The sequence below is a fragment of the Mesorhizobium sp. M2A.F.Ca.ET.043.02.1.1 genome, from assembly GCF_003952405.1.
Lineage (GTDB): Bacteria > Pseudomonadota > Alphaproteobacteria > Rhizobiales > Rhizobiaceae > Mesorhizobium.
The window spans coordinates 2960751-2977980 of record NZ_CP034445.1 but is presented as its reverse complement, the minus strand read 5'-3'; the positions used below and the strand labels follow the sequence as shown (position 1 = coordinate 2977980).

General features: G+C 64.4%; 17 protein-coding genes. 7 read left to right on the top strand and 10 right to left on the bottom strand.

Annotated features, from left to right (window positions below; all coding sequences use genetic code 11):
• The first annotated feature begins 8 nt into the window (after positions 1-8).
• A complete protein-coding gene (locus tag EJ068_RS14020) occupies positions 9-488 on the top strand; it encodes a TerB family tellurite resistance protein (protein ID WP_127253601.1) in 480 nt (159 codons plus the stop codon).
• Between the two features lie 18 nt (positions 489-506).
• Positions 507-1223 carry a glutamine amidotransferase gene (locus EJ068_RS14015; protein ID WP_127253600.1) on the top strand — a complete coding sequence of 239 codons (717 nt, stop codon included), beginning with the start codon at positions 507-509 and terminating at the stop codon, positions 1221-1223.
• A 152-nt stretch (positions 1224-1375) separates the two neighbouring features.
• On the opposite strand, the gene EJ068_RS14010 is transcribed toward EJ068_RS14015, so the two are convergent.
• The gene (locus tag EJ068_RS14010) at positions 1376-1648 is read right to left on the bottom strand and encodes a hypothetical protein (RefSeq protein ID WP_128315084.1); all 273 of its coding nucleotides are present in this window, start codon (positions 1646-1648) and stop codon (positions 1376-1378) included.
• A 161-nt stretch (positions 1649-1809) separates the two neighbouring features.
• Here EJ068_RS14010 and EJ068_RS14005 point away from each other — a divergent pair, with 161 nt between their 5' ends.
• Positions 1810-2043, top strand: a complete 234-nt coding sequence (locus EJ068_RS14005) for a hypothetical protein (RefSeq protein ID WP_127253603.1) — start codon at positions 1810-1812, stop codon at positions 2041-2043.
• A gap of 85 nt (positions 2044-2128) precedes the next feature.
• Here the strand turns inward: EJ068_RS14005 and EJ068_RS14000 are convergent, their stop codons facing one another.
• The 7 genes from EJ068_RS14000 to EJ068_RS13970 form a co-directional block, all read right to left on the bottom strand.
• Positions 2129-3370, bottom strand: coding sequence for an MFS transporter (locus tag EJ068_RS14000; RefSeq protein ID WP_189342075.1), 1242 nt, complete (start codon positions 3368-3370; stop codon positions 2129-2131).
• A 147-nt stretch (positions 3371-3517) separates the two neighbouring features.
• A complete protein-coding gene (locus tag EJ068_RS13995; RefSeq protein WP_127386455.1) occupies positions 3518-4618 on the bottom strand; it encodes an aminotransferase class I/II-fold pyridoxal phosphate-dependent enzyme in 1101 nt (366 codons plus the stop codon).
• Between the two features lie 221 nt (positions 4619-4839).
• Entirely contained in the window at positions 4840-5301 is a 462-nt protein-coding gene (locus EJ068_RS13990; protein WP_129554597.1) for a MucR family transcriptional regulator, read from the bottom strand.
• A gap of 206 nt (positions 5302-5507) precedes the next feature.
• Positions 5508-6212: an ROK family protein gene (locus EJ068_RS13985; protein WP_127251638.1), complete on the bottom strand. Its 705-nt coding sequence runs from the start codon at positions 6210-6212 to the stop codon at positions 5508-5510.
• A 17-nt stretch (positions 6213-6229) separates the two neighbouring features.
• Entirely contained in the window at positions 6230-7606 is a 1377-nt protein-coding gene (gene zwf / locus EJ068_RS13980; protein WP_126080508.1) for a glucose-6-phosphate dehydrogenase, read from the bottom strand.
• A 13-nt stretch (positions 7607-7619) separates the two neighbouring features.
• The gene (gnd, locus tag EJ068_RS13975; RefSeq protein WP_127251637.1) at positions 7620-8633 is read right to left on the bottom strand and encodes a phosphogluconate dehydrogenase (NAD(+)-dependent, decarboxylating); all 1014 of its coding nucleotides are present in this window, start codon (positions 8631-8633) and stop codon (positions 7620-7622) included.
• Positions 8634-8666: 33 nt separating this feature from the next.
• The gene (locus tag EJ068_RS13970; protein WP_127251636.1) at positions 8667-11084 is read right to left on the bottom strand and encodes a glucan 1,4-alpha-glucosidase; all 2418 of its coding nucleotides are present in this window, start codon (positions 11082-11084) and stop codon (positions 8667-8669) included.
• Between the two features lie 197 nt (positions 11085-11281).
• On the opposite strand from EJ068_RS13970, the gene EJ068_RS13965 reads away from it, so the two are divergent.
• From EJ068_RS13965 to EJ068_RS13950, 4 genes are all read left to right on the top strand, one after another.
• Positions 11282-12295 carry an ABC transporter substrate-binding protein gene (locus tag EJ068_RS13965; RefSeq protein ID WP_042645570.1) on the top strand — a complete coding sequence of 338 codons (1014 nt, stop codon included), beginning with the start codon at positions 11282-11284 and terminating at the stop codon, positions 12293-12295.
• 146 nt (positions 12296-12441) lie between these two features.
• A complete protein-coding gene (locus EJ068_RS13960) occupies positions 12442-13905 on the top strand; it encodes a sugar ABC transporter ATP-binding protein (RefSeq protein ID WP_127251635.1) in 1464 nt (487 codons plus the stop codon).
• Position 13906: 1 nt separating this feature from the next.
• A complete protein-coding gene (locus EJ068_RS13955) occupies positions 13907-14884 on the top strand; it encodes an ABC transporter permease (protein WP_189341980.1) in 978 nt (325 codons plus the stop codon).
• Positions 14885-14886: 2 nt separating this feature from the next.
• The gene (locus tag EJ068_RS13950) at positions 14887-15834 is read left to right on the top strand and encodes an ABC transporter permease (RefSeq protein ID WP_127251633.1); all 948 of its coding nucleotides are present in this window, start codon (positions 14887-14889) and stop codon (positions 15832-15834) included.
• 42 nt (positions 15835-15876) lie between these two features.
• Here EJ068_RS13950 and ppa read toward each other — a convergent pair whose 3' ends face one another.
• Together ppa and EJ068_RS13940 are read right to left on the bottom strand one after the other, a co-directional pair.
• Positions 15877-16410: an inorganic diphosphatase gene (gene ppa / locus EJ068_RS13945; RefSeq protein WP_126063718.1), complete on the bottom strand. Its 534-nt coding sequence runs from the start codon at positions 16408-16410 to the stop codon at positions 15877-15879.
• Positions 16411-16533: 123 nt separating this feature from the next.
• Entirely contained in the window at positions 16534-17043 is a 510-nt protein-coding gene (locus EJ068_RS13940; RefSeq protein ID WP_127251632.1) for a GNAT family N-acetyltransferase, read from the bottom strand.
• Positions 17044-17230 lie beyond the last annotated feature (187 nt).

The following is a 17230-nucleotide window of genomic DNA, read 5'->3' as shown; positions in this document are numbered from 1 at the left end:
AAACATCAATGTTCGAGCGCGTATTGGCCTTCCTGAGGGACCTGCCGGCCGGCGGCGAAGCCAAGCCGAGCGCCGACGATCCGCGCGTCGCGGCCTCAGCGCTGCTCTACCACGTGATGAACGCCGACGGCGTGCGCCAGGACGTCGAATGGGAGCGCTTCAAGCAGATCCTGGCCGAGACCTATTCGGTGAGCGGCGAGGAGCTCGACGCGCTGGCCGCGGCCGGCGAGCGCGCCGACAATGAGGCGATCGACCTCTACGCCTTCACCAGCGTCTTGAAGCGCGATCTCGACGCCGAGGCGCGCAAGGCCTTCATCGGCCTGATGTGGGAAATCGTCTATGCCGACGGCGAGCTTGACGAGCTGGAGGACAACACCGTCTGGCGGGTCGCCGAGCTGATCGGCGTCGAGCGCCGTGACCGCATCGAGGCGCGCCGCAAGGCGGCGGCGCAGGTGCCCGGCGCGCGGGGCAAGTCGAGCGACGAATAACGGGACCCATCGCCTTCCATGCCACCCAGAGCGAGGCCGAGACCAAAAATCCTGATCGTGCTGCATCAGGAAACGTCGAGCCCCGGCCGCGTCGGCCATATGCTGCTGGAAGAAGGTTTCGATCTCGACGTCCGCCGGCCGCCATTGGGCGACGAATTGCCCTGCACGCTGGACGATCATGCCGGCGCGGTGGTGTTCGGCGGGCCGATGAGCGCCAATGACGAGGACGAGTTCGTCCGCCGCGAGACCGACTGGCTGCAAATCCCGCTGAAGGAGAACCGGCCGTTCCTCGGCATCTGCCTCGGCGCGCAGATGCTCGCCAACCATCTCGGCGGCAAGGTCGAGGGCCATGGCGACGGACTGGTCGAGATCGGCTGGTATCCGCTGAAGGCGACCGAGGCCGGCAGGAAGCTGCTGCACTGGCCGGAAATGGTCTATCAGTTCCACCGCGAGGGCTTTTCGCTGCCGAAGGAAGCGACGCTGCTGGCGACAGCGGAAACCTATCCCAACCAGGCGTTTCGTTACGGCGAGAACGCCTGGGGTATCCAGTTCCATGGCGAGCTGACCCGGATAATGATGCATCGCTGGGTGGTGCGCGGCGCGCATCGCTTCGAGCTCCCCGGCGCCCAGCCCGGCCGCGACCATCTCGGCGGCCGGCTGATCTGGGACATGCACCTCAAGCGCTGGCTGGGTGAGTTTTTGGGGCTGATTTTTGGCAGGCCGGCGGCGGGGTAAAGTCAACCGAATGTGCTTCGAACGGCTGTGCTCGACTCAAAAAACCGCCTCCGCCTTCAAGGATTTTGCTCGCTAGAGCGTTTCACCGTTTCACGGAAACGGCGAACCGCTCTATCTCTTTTGTCTTGACGCAATTCCTGACGGAAAACCGCTCACACTTTTCCTGGAATTGCTTCAGTAAGCTCCTGTATTTTCTCGAGGAGATTTTTGACGAGCAGTCGGTAGACGCGCGTGAGTTCGTCCGGCGACAATTCAACTCTGATGTCGTACTTGCCGGAATAGTTCGCCTGGAGATCAACGGTGCCGAACAGCGTCGTCGCGCCATCGCGAATGTCGGTGGCCACGATCATGTTCGCCAATGGCTGATCCAGCAGAATGACGCCTGGTTGTCCTGGATGATTGTGCGTTGTCGTGCGTATTTTCACAACGTAAACCTCCTGTCAGGTGAGAGCCCGCCTCGCCACATCAGCATCGGGCCCTGTCCAAGATAGAAGCCATCCCCTGGAAACGCGAGGAACAAAAACGGATGGTATCGGAGCGGCCCCGAATCTGTGTTATCCGCCGCCCCATCAATCAAAAGGAAGATATTGTGAGCGAACTGACCCTGGCCGAGGCGACCGAAAATATCTATGCCTCACTCCGAGCGGACAATGCCGACCTCGATGCGCATATCGCGGCCCTCAAGGCGGCGCTGGCACGGGAGGGGAAGAAGCAAGCGGTGTTCGATCCGGCCAGGCTGGTGCAGAACAACCGCGCCGGCCGCAAGCTGATGCAGGCCTATTTTCGTCAGCGCGGCGTCAGCGTGAGCTTCTCGGAGTAGGTCTGCTCGCGACCCGTCTCGTTGACCGACGGCGCAGCCTGATCGGCTCCAGCGTCGGATTTGGCGGCTTAGATACAGGGCGCGATCACTCGCGGCTGTTCAAATGCCGCACCTGCCGCAGCGCCGGGAACAGCCAGGCCCACAATCCCGCGACCGCGACAGCCCCGATGCCGCCGATCACCACGGCGGGGACGGTGCCGATCAGGGCCGCCATCGTGCCGGCGCGGAATTCGCCGACCTCGTTGGAGGCGCCGACGAAGACCTGGTTGACGGCGTTGACGCGGCCGCGCACCTCGTCGGGCGTCCAGAGCTGGATCAGCGTCTCGCGGATATAGACGCTGAACATGTCGGTGGCGCCGAGCAAGGCGAGGGCTGCGATAGACAGCCAGGTGATGGTCGAGACGCCAAACAGCACGGTGAAGGCGCCGAACAAGGCGACGAAGCCCAGCATGATCTTGCCGGCATGGTCGCGGAGCGGGTGACCGGCAAGCCAGACGGCGACGCAGATCGCGCCGATGCCGGGCGCCGAGCGCAGCAGGCCGAGGCCCCAGGGGCCAAGCTGCAGGATGTCGCGCGCATAGACCGGCAGCAGCGCCGAGGCGCCCGACAGAAGCACGGCGAAGAGGTCGAGCGAGATCGCGCCGAGCACGATCTTCTCGCCCCAGATATATCGGAAGCCGGCAAACAGCGTCTGCATCGTCGGCTTGTCGGTGGCCGTCTGCTGAGCGGGCTTCGGGATGGTGAAGATGAGCACCGCGGCGGCGAGCATCAATATGGCGGCGGTGGCGTAGGCGACTTCCGCCGACACGCCGTAGAGCAGGCCGCCGGCGACCGGGCCGACGATGGTCGCCGTCTGCCAGGCCGACGAGTTCCAGGCGATGGCGTTGGCGAAATCCTCCTGCGGCACGAGATTGGCGAAGAGCGAGGACGAAGCCGGTCCGTAGAAGGCCCGCGCAATGCCGAACATCACCAGCACGATGAAGATCGGCAGCGGGCCGTGAAGGCCACGCAGCGTCAGAAGCAGCAGGGCCAGCGCGCAGCCGGCCTCGACCAGCGTCGCCAGCGTCATAATCAGCCGGCGGCCGAAGCGGTCGGCGACCACCCCGGTGACCAGGACCAGAAGCAGCGAAGGCAGGAACTGGACGATGCCGACAATGCCGAGATCGAACGGGTCGCGGGTCAGGTCGTAGACCTGCCAGCCGACCGCAACGGACACGATCATCGTGGCGAAGGTGGTGAGGAAACGCGCCGTCCAGTAGCTGACGAACGGGCGGTGCCGGAACGCGGCGTAACGCTGGTCTGGTGAGGTTGCTTCGACGGTCATGATTCGAGGGCCCCGTTGCGACAATGGCCGGCGGGGCACTTCCACGATGGGGGCTGGTCCGGCCAGAACCCTTTAGCCCAGTTCGTCCTGCCATGCGCGCAAAAATCCGCGCTGGATCAAAGAAAATCGAATTTTTGCCCGGACGGCGATTCAGCTCCGCAACGCGGCGGAGATGGCGGCCAGCCCGCCGCGCAGCTCCGCTTCCGTCGGCCAGCCGAAGCCAAGGCGGAAGAAGCGCTTCGGCATCTCGAACCAGTGGCCGGGACCGACATAGGCGCCGTGCTCCTCCAGCAGCCGGGTGTAGAAGCGGTTGAGGTCGAAGCCCGCATCGACATTGAGCCGCGGGAACCCGACGACGCCGCCTTGCGGCCGCACCCAGTCGACCAGCGTCTCGCCGTCGATCCAGGCCTGCACGATGTCGCGGCGCCTTGCCATCTCCGGCAGCAGCGAGGCGAGGAAGGCGTCACGGCGTTCAAGCGTGGCGCGGGCGATCGCCTCGTCGATGACGCTGCCGCAGATGCCGATCTGCTCCTTGGCGGCAAGGAAGGTTTCCTGCAGCTCCGGATCGCGAGTCAGCAGCCAGCCGATGCGGATGCCCGGAATGCCGAAGGCTTTGGACAGGGAGCATACGCTGATGGCGCTTGGGCTGAGCGAGGCCGCCGCCGGCAGGCGCTCGCCGTAGGAGAGATCGCGATAGGTCTCGTCGACCAGCAGGCGGCACTTGTGATGTTCGGCAAGCGCGATCAGCGCGTCGAGATCGGCGCGTGTCATCATCGTGCCGGTCGGGTTGTGCGGGCAGGTGACGCTGATCAGTTTCGTGTTCGGCCGCAGCTCCGCCTTCACGTGCTCGATGTCGATGGCAAAGCCCTGGTCGAAATCGAGATCGACATAGGAGATGGCGCAGCCGATCGCCTTCGGCGTCTCGATGTTGGTGGCGTAGTTCGGCCGGACGACGACAAGATGGTCAGCGGGCGACAGCAGCGCGGTGGCGATGATGAACAGAGCGCCGGCCGCGCCCGCCGTCACCAGCACATCGGCGTGGGAAAGGCCGTTGTCCTGCGCGGCGATCAGCGCGCGCAGGTCCTTGTCGCCGCGATGCTCGCCATAGAACAAGGTGAGGTCCGGCAGCGTCAGACCGATGTCGGAGAGTTTCTGGTCGGCGATCGAGCTTTCGGAGAGGTTGTAGCGGATGCGGTCGTAGCCGTATTCCTCCGGCGCTTCCTTCTCGATCAGCATCCTGGCGTAGTTCATGGTCGGTTCCCCCAATGGAACAGTTCACCGTTTCCACGAAACGGTGAACCGCTCCCCCTTTTTGTTCTTGCGCAATTCCAGACGGAAAACCGCGTCACACTTTTCCTGGAATTGCTCTGGCGGTAGCAACCAAGCCACAAAAGCAGGAAGCCTGCCAAGGCGGATTCCTCGGCAGGCTTCCTCAAATCATTGGTGCAGGCGCGCTATTTCAGGCGAGCGATTCAGACGGGCGCCTTGGCCTTCCTGCCCTTGGCTGGCTTCACCGGTTCCGGCTCCGCCTTGCGGCCGAGGCCGATCGATTTGGCCAGCTGCGAGCGCGAGGCCGCATAGTTGGGAGCGACCATCGGATAGTCGACCGGCAAGCCCCATTTGGCGCGGTAGGCTTCGGGCGTCAGGCCGAAATGCACGCCGATATGGCGCTTCAGGGATTTGAACTTCTTCCCGTCCTCGAGGCAGATGATGTAGTCAGGCGTCACCGAGCGCCTGGGATTGACGGCGGGGGTCGGCGGGGGCGCCGCGGGTTCCGCCGGCTGGCTGATCCCGCCGATCGATGAGGCGACGCTGGCGATCAGCCCGCCCAGGTCCGAAGCGGGCAGGCGGTTTTTCGCGACATAGGCCGATACGATGTGAGCGGTGAGCTCGAGCAGGTCGACTTCCTTGGCTGTGCTGGTGTCTTCGTCCACGTAGTCCCTCCATTTCCTACCGCAAGGCCGCGAAACCGATCCGGCTTTCGCGGCGTGTAATCTCAAAGCGCTGCCAGCGTTGTTGGCGAATTCGAAAGCCGCAGGGGCCGCAGGCCGGCGAATTCCTAGTCGGCAAATCTGCGCGACGCAACGTTTGTCGCATCAATACACGCTGTTTTGAACAATTATACTGAAATGTAACTATATCAGACGATCAGCGCCTTGTCGCGCCATAGACGAAATCCACCCTCGAAAGCGCGAGTGTTGTCGCCGCGCCGGGATTTTTCAGGCAATTCATCGAGCTTGTCGACATTGCCGCCGCCGATCACGACATAGTCCGGCTGCAAGGCGGCCCGAAGCCTGCCCACGACGTCGAAAACGTATTTGCGCCACTTCTTCTTCCCGTGCTTCACCAGGCCGCGCTCGCCGACATAATCCTCGAAAGTCGCGCCCTTCTTGTAAGGCAGATGGGCAAGCTCCATCGGCTGGCCGACATTCCTGATGATCATGGCGGCGCCCAGGCCCGTGCCGAGGCCGAGGAACAGCATGCGGCCCCCGTCATAGCTGCCGATCGCCTGCATCAGCGCGTCGTTGACGAGCTTCACCGGCTTGCCGAAAGCGGCGGTGAAATCATAGCCGTTCCAGCCCTTGCCGAGATTGAAGGGATCGAGCGAGGGCTTGTTGTCCGTTACAGGGCCGGGAAAGCCCATCGAGATCAAGTCGTAGGTCAGGCCCTCCGCCAGTTTCCCGACCGAAGCGACGACCTGGTCGGGGGTCAGGCTCGGGCCGGACGGAACGCGGCGCATCTCGCCGCCGGCGCTGGTGAGGATCTTCACATGCGAGCCGCCGACATCGATGCTGAGCACGATCGGATCGCTGCCCGTCGCGGCGGTCTTTGCTGCCTTCGCCATTCCCTCCTCCCCGGAAATTATCTGGTCGGATTGATCCAGCCATCGGGCGGGCCGAAGCCTTTCATGGCGTCGGCCGGCCCCCAGGTCTTGGGCGCGTAGATTGCCGGCGGCGTGGTGTCGCCGAGCACCGGGCCGACGATGCGCCAGGCAAGCTCTGCGGCGTCCTGGCGCGTGAACAGCTGGCCATTGCCGTTCATGGCGTCGCCGATCAGCCTTTCGTAAGGCGGCATGTCGCCCTTGGAGTCGTCGAGCGCGGTGAGCTCCACCTGCTCGCCGATCATGTCGTCGCCGGCCCTCTTGCGCTGAGCGCCGATCGAGATTGCCACCTGCGGGTCGATGCGGAAGCGCACGTAATTGGCGTCGTCCGGCTTGATCGGATCGAAGACGTCGAGCGGCGGCCGCTTCAGCCGCACGATCACCTCGGTGGCGTGCACCGGCATGTTCTTGCCGGCGCGGATGAAGAAGGGCACGTCGCGCCAGCGCCAGGTGTCGACGAAGAAGCGCACCGCGGCGAAGGTCTCGACCGGCGAGTTGGGCCTGACGCCCGGCTCGGCCAGATAGCCGTCGAACTGGCCGCGCACGACGTCGTCCCTGGTCAGCGTGCGGATCGCGCGCAGCACCTGCACCTTCTCGTCGATCAGGTCGTCGGCCGAGCGGCCGACCGGCGGCTCCATGGCGAGCAGAAGCAGGATGTTGAGCAAATGGTTCTCGATCACGTCGCGGATGCAGCCGACATCGTCATAGAATTTGCCGCGGCCCTCGATGCCGAAATCCTCGGCCATGGTGATCTGCACGCTCTCGACGAAGTTGCGGTTCCAGATCGGCTCGAGGAAGGAGTTGGCGAAGCGGAAATAGAGCAGGTTCTGGATCGCCTCCTTGCCAAGATAGTGGTCGATGCGGAAGATCGACTGCTCGTCGAACACCAGATGCAGCACCCGGTTCAGCCAGCGCGCCGACTGCAGATCGTGGCCGAAGGGTTTTTCGATCATCAGCCGCGCGCCGCGCGCGGTGCCGGACTGCTCCAACCCCTGCACGACGGTCTCGAACATCGTCGGCGGCACGGCCATATAGTGCAGCGGGTGTTGCGCCGGACCCAGCGCCGTCCTCAGCTTCTCGAAGGTGGCGCCGTCGCGGTAGTCGCCGCTGACATAGCGCAGCTGCGAGGCGAGCTTGGCAAAGACCATGTCGTCGATGCCGCCCAGCGCGGTGACGATGCCGTCGCGGGCGCGGTCGACCAGCTTGGGCAGCTCCCAAGGGTCGAAGGCAACGCCGATCACCGGCTCGGCCAACGTTCCCTTGGCGACCATCTGGTAGAGCGCCGGGAATATTTTCTTGTGCGCAAGGTCGCCGGTCGCTCCGAAAAGCACCAGCGTGTCGGACCTCTCCTGGCTCATGCCGTCTCTCCCCTCACGCGCCGGTCTTCGGCTTTTCGACATGGCCGCCGAAGGCATAGCGCATGGCGGACAGGAGCTTGTCGGCGAATTGCGATTCGCCTTGGGAGGAGAAGCGGTCGAACAGCGCCGAGGACAGCACCGGGGCCGGCACGCCGGTGTCGATCGCCGCCTTCAGCGTCCAGCGTCCCTCGCCGGAGTCGGAGACGCGACCGCCGAACTGGGCGAGCGCCGGATCGCTCTTCAGCGCGCCGGCGGTGAGATCGAGCAGCCAGGAACCGATGACGCTGCCATGCCGCCAGACTTCGGCGACCTGGGGCAGGTCGATATCGAACTGGTAGTACTGCGGGTTTTCGAGCGGGCTCGTCTCTGCGTCGGCCGTGCGCTGCCTTTTGCCGGCATTGGCCGATTTCAGGATGTTCATGCCCTCGGCATAGGCGGCCATGACGCCATATTCGATGCCGTTATGCACCATCTTGACGAAGTGACCGGCGCCGCTCGGGCCGCAATGCAGATAGCCGAAAGCCGCCGTTCCATCGTCCTTTGAGGGACTGGTTCCGGCGTCCGGGCCCGGCGCCAGCGTGGCGAAGACCGAATCGAGGTGCTTCACCGCGTCGTCCGGGCCGCCGATCATCAGGCAGTAGCCGCGTTCAAGGCCCCAGACGCCGCCGCTGGTGCCGACATCGACGAAGTTGATGCCCTTCACCGCCAGCTTTGCCGCTAGGTCGACGGCATCGTGGTAGTAGGAATTGCCGCCATCGATGATGATGTCGCCCGGCTCCATCAGCGCCGCCACCTGGTCGACGATCCTGCCGGTGATCGCGGCCGGAAGCATCAGCCAGGCGCAGCGCGGCTTGGCGAGCTTGCCGACGAACTCTTCCAGCGAGGCAGCGCCCACGGCGCCGTCCTTGACCATGCCGGCGACGCTTGCCGAATTGATATCGTAGACGACGCATTCATGGCCGTCGCGCATCAGACGCCGCACCATATTGGCGCCCATCCTGCCCAGCCCCATCATTCCGATCTGCATGGTTTCATCCCGATTGCTTGAGGAAAGAAGAATTCACTGGCCGTTTGGTTGGTCGATCGCGACGGTAAAGTCGACATTCTCCCAACGCATCGCTTCCGGCCAGAAAAAAGTGAAGACGATGGTGGTTCCCGGTTGCAGGCGGTTAACGGGCAAATCCACCAGATGGATGCCGAACGCGTTTTCGACCGTCCTGCTGTCCTGCACCGTCAGCCATTTGTCGCTGCTCCAATGGACGACGCCAGGCGCCGACAATTCGACGCGCAACAGCTTGCCGGCGGGGATGGCGCGGATCTTGTTGTTGAAGCGCCATGTCCGCAGCGGCGAGACCGTCTTGCCCTTGATGTAGCGTTCGACGCCCTGCGGCGGCAGGTCGAAGACGGCGCCGTCGCGCAGCGAGCGCAACAGCTTGATGTGTTCGGCATGCGCCCAGACCAGCGGCATGGCGCTGCCGGACGGCTTGCCCAGCCACAGCTCGCGGTCAGGCATGTCGGGGCGATCCCAGACCTGCTCCGGCAGAAGGCCGCCCACGCCCGCCGAGCGTTCGAAAGTCTCCAGCAGCTGCGCGGCCTTGTCCTTGCGGCCGGCGGCCAGCTCGTAATGGGCGCGCTCGCCGGCAAGCAACGGCCATGGCCGTCCCTGGCCGGTGCCGTCGAAAGGCGAGCCATCCTCATGCTCGCCATAGCCGTCGCCGGTATAGCGGTACCAGAGCGGCCCTTGCGGCAGGTCGCAGCGCAGCTCGGCGTCGATCGCCTTGACGGTGTTCAGGATGCGCGGGTCGTCCGCGGCTCTGAGGCCGAAACGCACCAGCGCCAAAGCGTCCGGGCTGATGATGGCTTCCGCCGGCTCGTCGGTATCGGCCGGCGGCCGGTTCTTGATCGGCACGAAGCCGTCCTTCGGCGAGGCGGCGCCGCCGTCGTCTGGCGGGGCGATGCGGACATAGTAGCCTTCGACACCCGCTTTGGCGCCCGCCTCAGTGCCGGTCACAAAGGTCCAGCGCTCGATCTGGTCGTTCCAGCAATCGGCGGTCTCGCGCAGATAGTTTGCCGGCTCATTTTTGCCGCAGGCATCGAGCATGTCGGCCGCGGCAAGCAGCCCGGCTATCTCCACGGCCAGTGTGAAGGGGCTGTAGCCGGCATCCTCCTCCCAGCGGTCCTCGCCGGTGACCGGGCCGTTGCGCACGACATAGGCGGCCGCGTTCTCGATCATGGCCAGGAAGTCCGCGAGCTTCGACTTCGGCAGATGGCCGGCGCGGCGCAGAGCGTCGGCGAGCAGCAGCGGAAAGGCGCATTCGTCCATCTGGATGCCCGGCCAATAGGCGGTGCCGTCGGACCAGACATTCTGCGGCCAGTGGCCGTCCGGTTGCTGGATCGAACGCAGATAGGCGAGGATCTGCAGCGCCTGCCTGCCGTCGCCGGCGGCAAGGAAGCCGCCCGCCGTCTCTACCAGGTCGCGCGGCCAGACGAGGTGATAGCCGCCGAGGTCGTCGTCGCCCTTGTTGAAGCCCCAGGGGATCGACAGGCTGGCTACCGCGGCGCCGGGCCTGGCGACCGACAGGTGTGTCGCCAGCACCGCCGTGCTGGCGCGGTAGGTGTTCAGACCGGAGGCGGCGCGGCGGTCGAGCTTTTCCAACCTTGCCTGGAATGTCCGCCAATTGTCGACATAGGTTTTCGCGGCCGGCTCGAAACCCTGTTTCAGGCTCGCAAGCGCAAGGTCGGCGGCTTCCTCCGGCGAAGCGCCGAAGCCGAGCGCCAGCAGCGCAACCGTCTTGCCGGCCGAAAAGCCGATCTCGCCGGTGAGCGCGACATTGCCGTCTTCCGCCGTATGACAGGAAGGATCGAGCGCGCAGCTGTCGTGCAGTTGCCGCCAGCCGTCGGAAAAGCCGACATAGCCGGCCGAGCAGGCGCCCCAGGGCAAGGATGAAGCAAGCGCCAGCGAGACGCCGCGACCGGTGGCGAACAGAAGACGCTCCCCCTTATGCTCGCCGATCCAGGCGGTGTTGCCCATGCCGGCATTGACGAGATGCGGCGCGAGCAGCGCGTAGACGCGATAGTCGGCGGCCTGGCCCTTGATCGCGGTGAAACTTGTTTCCTGGAGCAGGACAGGTCGTTTCGAATCCGTAACGAGTCGCTTCTCGATTTTGTACGCGCCGTCGGATGCGGTGTTGGTCAGTCGGTAGCCAGGCACCCCGTCCTCGAACGGTTCGACGGCATGGGCCGCATCGCGCTTCTCTTCGGAAAAATAGCCGTCCGGACCGGTGACGATCAGCCCTAGGTCGCGCGTGCAGGCGCTGTCGAGGCGCGGGTAATAAATCTCATTCAGGATGCCGTGACTGGTGGTGAACCAGAGCGGGCTCCTTGCCGAAAGGGCGGTGCCGACGCCGCTCTTGGCGCTTGATGTCCAGCGCGCCGGAATCCCGGGCGCGCCTTTGGCAACGGTCGGCGTTACTGCCATCCAAACCTCTCTTCTGCCGCGTTCCTAGACCATCAGCGGGAGGCTTTTCAATCGTCGCACCGCAAGTTGATCGGTGGCCCATCAAGCTTTGCCGTTGACAGCTTGCAGTTCCTCGAAATTTGTCTGACAATAGATAAAAAACAGGCGCTACACGTCACGGCCATTCGTCAAGATCAGCAACCTCGGGAGGAACCGACATGAAGAAACTGCTCGTATTGAGTGCATTCGCGGCGATGCTCGCCTCGGGCACCGCGCTTGCCGACACCAGCGGCAAGAAGATCGCCTTTTCCAACAATTACGCCGGCAATTCGTGGCGCCAGGCGATGCTCGACAGTTACGGCATCGTCACCAAGAAGGCGGTCGAGGACAAGATCGTCGCCGCGGCGGATGTCTTCACCACCGCCGACAAGGAGGTGCCGACCCAGGCGGCGCAGGTGCAGAACCTGATCCTGCAGGGCTATGACGCCATCGTCATCAACGCTGCCTCGCCCGACGCGCTGAACGGCGCCATCAAGCAGGCCTGCGATGCCAACATCGTCGTCGTCTCCTTTGACGGCATCGTGACCGAGCCTTGCGCCTATCGGGTCGTCGTCGACTTCAAGGACATGGGCAAGCAGGAAGTCGAGCAGATGGCCAAGTTCCAGCCCAAGGGCGGCAATCTGCTGGAAATCCGCGGTCTGGCCGGCACCTCGATCGACGACGCCATCCATGCCGGCATCCTCGAGGGCGTAGCCGCTCATCCCGAGTTCAAGATCGTCGGCTCCGTGACCGGCGACTGGGACCAGACGACGGCGCAGAAAGCGGTGGCGACCATCCTGCCTTCGCTCCCCGACGTCGTCGGCATCGTCGACCAGGGCGGCGACGGCTATGGCGCGGCGCAAGCCTTCGCAGCCGCCAACAAGCCGCGCCCGACCATCATCATGGGCAACCGCCAGGACGAGCTGAAGTGGTGGAAGGAGCAGAAGGAGAAGGACGGCTACAAGACCTGGTCGGCTTCGATCGCGCCCGGCGTGTCGACGCTGGCCTTCTGGGTGGCGCAGCAGGTGCTCGACGGACGCAAGGACATTCCGCACGACCTCCTGGTGCCCTATCTCGCTTTCACCCAGGACGATTTCGAGGCCGCGCTGCCGAAGATCAAGGAAGGCGGTGTCGCCACGCACGAATACACGCAGGAAGAGGCTATCGCGGCGATCAAGGCAAATATCAAGTAATAGGGCATGATCCCGAAAAGTGTGCGGCGGTTTTCGGAAAAGATCATGCTCAAACAAGGGACAAAGTGGGATGACGCTTCGAAGAAGGGGCATCCCACTTTTATGATCGCATTGCCGCACGCATCGCCAGCCGGGTATCGTTGAGCATGCTCAAGGCAAACACCGACATCGTCAGGCTGAACGGCGCCGAAAAGCATTTCGGCGCCGTTCGTGCGCTCAACGGCGTCGACTTCCATGTCGGCGCCGGCGAATGCGTCGGGCTGGTCGGGCATAACGGCGCCGGCAAGTCGACGCTCATGCATATGGTGGCCGGCACGCTGCGGCCGGATGGCGGACAGATCGCGGTGCGCGGCAACGAAGAGGCCAGCTATTCCGTGGCGCGCGCGCTGGAACTCGGCATACGCTGCGTGTTCCAGGAACTGTCGCTCTGCCCCAACCTCAGCATCGCCGAGAACACGCGTATCAATCATCCCTCGCTCGCCGGTTTCGGCTGGCGGCGCAGGGCGGCCGATCTCATCTGCGCCAAGCTCGACGAGATCTTCCCGGATCATGGCATTTCGGCGGACGACATTGCCGGCGACCTGTCGATCGGAAGGCGGCAGATGGTCGAGGTGGCGCGCGCCTTCACGCTGACCCGCGAGCCGCTGCATCTGGTCATCCTAGACGAACCGACCTCGTCGCTCGACGCGCACACAGCAGGCCAGTTGCTTTCCTTCGTTCGCCGCTTCGTCGAGCAGGGCGGCAGCTGCATCCTGATCTCGCATGTGCTGGGCGAGGTGCTGCAGAACGCCGACCGCATCGTGGTGATGCGCGACGGCAAGGTGGTCGCGGCCGATGCCGCCGATGCCTTCGACCGCGACAAGCTCGTCGCCGCCATGGGTGGCGCCGAAGGGCATCACAAGGCCGCCGCCGAGGTCCGCAAGACCGAGCCTGGCGCGCTCAAGGTGCGGGCGCGCCCGGCGAGGCAGCAGGACGGCAAGGAGCTTGTCGCCCGGGCCGGCGAGATCATCGGCCTCGCCGGGCTTGCCGGCCATGGCCAGACCGACCTTTTGCTGGCGATCTTCTCGGCGGCCGCCCGCGCCAGGACTGGCATCGAGGTGACGGCGCCCGTGGCGCTGGTCGCGGGCGACCGCCAATCGGACGGCATCTTTTCGCAATGGTCGATCGCGCAGAATATCGGCATCCGCTCGCTGGCCAAGCTGCGCAACGGCCTGCTGATCTCGCCGCAGCGCGAGACGGAGCTCGCCGAATCCTGGAAGAACAAGATCGGCATCCGCACGCCGGACATGAACAACAACATCTATTCGCTGTCGGGCGGCAACCAGCAGAAGGCGCTGTTTGCCCGCGCGCTCGGCTCCGACGCCGAGATCGTGCTGATGGACGACCCGATGCGCGGCGTCGATATCGGCACCAAGCTGGAAGTCTACGACCTCGTGCGCGAGGAAGCCGCCAAGGGCCGCACCTTCCTCTGGTACACGACCGAGACCGAAGAGCTCGACAATTGCGACCATGTCTATGTCTTCAAGAACGGTCGCATCGTCGCCAATCTCGGCCGCGACGAGCTGACGGAGGAAAAGATCATCCAGTCCTCGTTCGGCGATGCGGCCTGACATGACCGCGATCGCTCCCGGAACGCTCCCGAAATCCTCGCCACGCGGCAGCGCCGCCAGGGCGCGCCTGCTGCGCGGCCTTTTGCCGGCCTTGTCGCTGGCGCTGGTGCTGATGGCGATCGCCTGGCTCAACCCGCGCGCCATCAGCTATTTCGGCTTCAACCTGATGCTCAATCTGGCGATCCCGATCGCGCTGGCGACGATCGCGCAGATGTTCGTCATCGCCGGCAACGAGCTCGACCTGTCAATTGGAACGTTCGTCGGCTTCGTCGGCTGCGTCACCGCGACCTGGCTGCGCGACGCGCCGTTCATCGGCATTGTCGTGCTGCTCGGCTCGATCGGCGTTTATGCCTTGCTCGGCGCGCTCATTTACCTGCGCAATTTGCCGTCGATCGTGGTGACGCTCGGCATGAGCTTCGTCTGGCAGGGGCTTGCCATCCTCGTCCTGCCCAAGCCCGGAGGCAAGGCGCCGGACTGGCTGCTTTCGATCATGTCCTTCAAGCCACCTTATATCCCGTTCCCGATCCTTGCCGCGCTGATCATCGCCGCGGTCGTGCATTTCGGCCTGATGCGCACCTCTTATGGCGTCATCCTGCGCGGCTCCGGCGGCAATGCCGCGGCGCTGAGGCGCGCCGGCTGGTCGCTGCTCAAGACAAAGATCGTGCTGTTCGCGCTGACCGGCGTGTTCGGCGTTCTGTCGGGCATGGCGCTGATCGGCATCACTACGTCGGCCGACGCCAATATCGGCAATGGCTACACGCTGCTCTCGATCGCCGGCGTCATCCTCGGCGGCGGCGAGTTCGTGGGCGGCCGCGTGTCGCCGATCGGCGCGGTGCTCGGCGCTTTGACGCTGGCGCTCGCGGCCTCGCCGCTTTTGACCTTCATGCACATCCCGCCCGACTGGCAGGTCGCCGCCAATGGCGCGATCCTGATCATCGTGCTGGCGGCGCGCGTGCTGATCAGCCGCAGGGAGCGGTAGCGATGACCTCGGTGCGGATGCTGCTTGAAAAACCCTGGATCTGGTCCTTCGCCGGCGCGCTCGTCGTCTGGCTGGCGACCGTCGCCTTCACCGGCGGCTATGGCGCCGGCGGCATGGTCACTGCAGCACTTTCGCTCGCCGTCTTCACCGTCATCGTCGGCGTAGGCCAGATGTTCGTCATCACGCTGGGACCCGGCAATGTCGACCTGTCGCTGCCGGCCAATATCGGCCTGGCCAGCGCGGTCGCCATGAAGGTGATGGGCGGCAGCGATTCGATGATCGTCGTCGGGCTGCTTGCCGCACTTGCCTGCGGGGCGGCGATCGGTGTCATCAACTATCTCTTGATCTGGGCACTGCGCATCCCGCCGATCATCGCGACGCTGTCAGCGAGCTTCATCATCCAGTCGGTCGACATCAGCTACGGCCGCGGCCTGCAGATCAAGCCGCCGCCGGGCTTCGCCGACTTCACAAATTGGCAGGTGCTGGGCATACCCGTGCTGGCGATGCTGACTGTGCTGTTCACGATCGGCGCCGCACTTGCGCTGCAGCGCATGATCTACGGCCGCTCGGTGCTGGCGATCGGCCAGAACATCCGCGCCGCCTGGCTGGCCGGCGTCCATGTCGGCCGCATCCGCTTCCTCACCTACACGCTGTGCGGGGCGCTGGGCGGCATCGACGGGGCGCTGCTCGCCGGTTACTTCCGCGGCGCCAATGTCGATATCGGCAACGAATACCTGCTCGCCTCGATCGCGGTCGTCGTCATCGGCGGCACCTCGGTCGCCGGCGGCAAGGCGAACGTGCCGGGCGTCTGGGGCGCCGGCCTGTTCCTGGTGCTGCTGCTCACCATGCTCAACACCTTCGGCGTCAGCGCCGGCGTGCGGCTGGTGCTGACTGGGCTGATCATCGTCGGCGTAATCACGGCTGCCGGCGGCGAGAAGGCCGCGCGGTAACAGCTTCCGCCGGCCATCTCCCGATGAGGCAAGCGGTTCGCGCTATTTCGCTGCCTTTGCCCGCGCGATCGCGTCGACGATCATCTTCTTGGCGTATTTGGAATCGTGCCAGCCCTCGATCTTGACCCATTTGCCGGGCTCGAGATCCTTGTAGTGCTCGAAGAAGTGCTGCACCTGCTGTCGCGTGATTTCCGGCAGATGCGTGTATTCGGTGACGTTCTCGTAGCGCAGCGTCAGCTTGGGCGAGGGGACGGCGATCACCTTCTCGTCCTGGCCGGCATTGTCTTCCATGATCAGCACACCGATCGGCCGCACATTGATGACGCAGCCCGGCACCAGCGCGCGGGTGTTGCAGACCAGAACATCGATCGGGTCGCCGTCGCCCGACAGTGTGTGCGGCACAAAGCCGTAATTGCCGGGATAGCGCATGGAGGTGTGCAGGAAGCGGTCGACGAACAAGGTGCCGGCCTCCTTGTCCATCTCGTATTTGATCGGTTCGCCGCCGATCGGCACCTCGATGATGACGTTGATGTCGTCGGGCGGGTTCTTCCCGATCGGCACGGCTTCGATACGCATGGCTAAATCCCTCTTTCGATTGAAAAGACCGATAGCGGGGGACGCGTCATGGTGCAATGCGTCGAATAGTGCCGGACGCTAATGGAATCGCACAGTTTGTGATCGCCTGTAACTTAGGCGACGCTAATCGTTCCAGACGAAAGCGACCTTCTTCAGCGCCTTCTGCTCGAAGACCTCGACGCCTTCGGCGATATCGCGGCCGCCATTGCCGGCATAGAAGGCCAGGGCGTTGTGGTTGTCTTCCAGCGCCCACACCACAAGGCCGCGCAGGCCGTGGTCGGCAAGCCTGGCCCTGGCCGCCTTGAACAGGCGGCTGCCGAGCCCGATGCCCTGATATTCGGGCCGCAGATAGAGCTCGTAGATCTCGCCCTGCTGCCTGAGCTCGCGGGCGCGGTTCTTGCCGATCGTCGCATAGCCGGCGACGGTCCCGCCGATCTCGACAACCAGCACGGTGGCGGCGCGGCGAATCGCGTTGGCCCACCAGTCGACGCCGCGGCGGTTGATCATCGAGGTCAGCGTGCGGTGCGGGATGATGCCGGAATAGGCGCCGCGCCAAGCCTGCTGGTGCACCTCGGCGATGGCGCTCGCGTCGCGCGGCTCTGCCTTCCGGATGTCAATGGTCAGCGTGTTCATGATTGGTTAACCATAAACCCGCATCGGGCGATTGCAAAGAGTCCCCCAACACGTCTCGACGCTTTCGCACAGGCTGAAGGTGCGTCCGCCGACGAGGCCTAGAGCCGGATGATTTCGGGTCTGTTCGACCTGAAATCTGAATCCTTTTCTAGATCCAAGAGATAGAGCATGATGTCATCCGAAAACC